Source organism: Bartonella sp. AA89HNZF, assembly GCF_042196905.1.
Lineage (GTDB): Bacteria > Pseudomonadota > Alphaproteobacteria > Rhizobiales > Rhizobiaceae > Bartonella.
The window spans coordinates 1-731 of record NZ_JBHIRD010000109.1 but is presented as its reverse complement, the minus strand read 5'-3'; the positions used below and the strand labels follow the sequence as shown (position 1 = coordinate 731).

The 731-nt window shown below is 36.8% G+C and carries 2 pseudogenes; both read left to right on the top strand.

Annotated elements, in window-relative coordinates:
- Positions 1–367 (top strand): annotated as a pseudogene (locus tag ACFIN0_RS09980) (hypothetical protein); the annotation flags it as partial.
- A 57-nt stretch (positions 368–424) separates the two neighbouring features.
- Positions 425–731 (top strand): annotated as a pseudogene (locus tag ACFIN0_RS09975) (hypothetical protein); the annotation flags it as partial.

Below are 731 nucleotides of genomic sequence, written 5' to 3'. Positions count from 1 at the left end.
AACAGTGCAGAGTTTGGGGCATTATAAGACAGAGGGTAGAGGACAGAACGGGGGGCTTGCAACAGAGTTTAGCGCCCTTTCTTTTAAAAAATCTTTGGAACTTTCAAGAAAAGATACTTTGATAATCTTTTATATAGCCTTCATTGTGAGTGTGTTTTTCGTATGTGGCTTGGTTATTGTATCTGTTGTTGCAAAATTTGCGCTTGTTGCACCTCAAGCTGCCTCTGGATTGTTTGTTATTGGTGCACTGCCGATGTTGTTTATTTTTGTCTTGAGCGCCTTTAGTTTGCCTGTCATTTTAATTCTTCATAGTCTCCTTTATTATGGCGTGAAAAAAACAGTGAAGAGATTAGAAACAGTTGCTTGAGTAGAGAATAAAAATGATAATTTCACATAAATACGATAGGGGAAAAAAGGGAGCGTTATGATAAAATATTTGGCTGTTTTAGGGGTCATCATCATTGCCATTTTAATGGTTATGGTCATGATCAGGCTTCCTTACTTGATGATCGAGCATTTAAGAGTGTCTTGTAAACTATCCCAAGAATTGAAAAAGAATACGAGGCAACAAAAGCAAGCCATACAACAATTGCGCAATGATCAGGGAGAGATGAAAAGACAAAATCTCGTGCGTGAGACCCTTGATGCAAAAATGCGTTTTCTTAACTTCAAAGAATCTCTGCCTCTTTATCCTAAAGAATGTAAAATAATTCTTTTTGTTTTTATGCTTG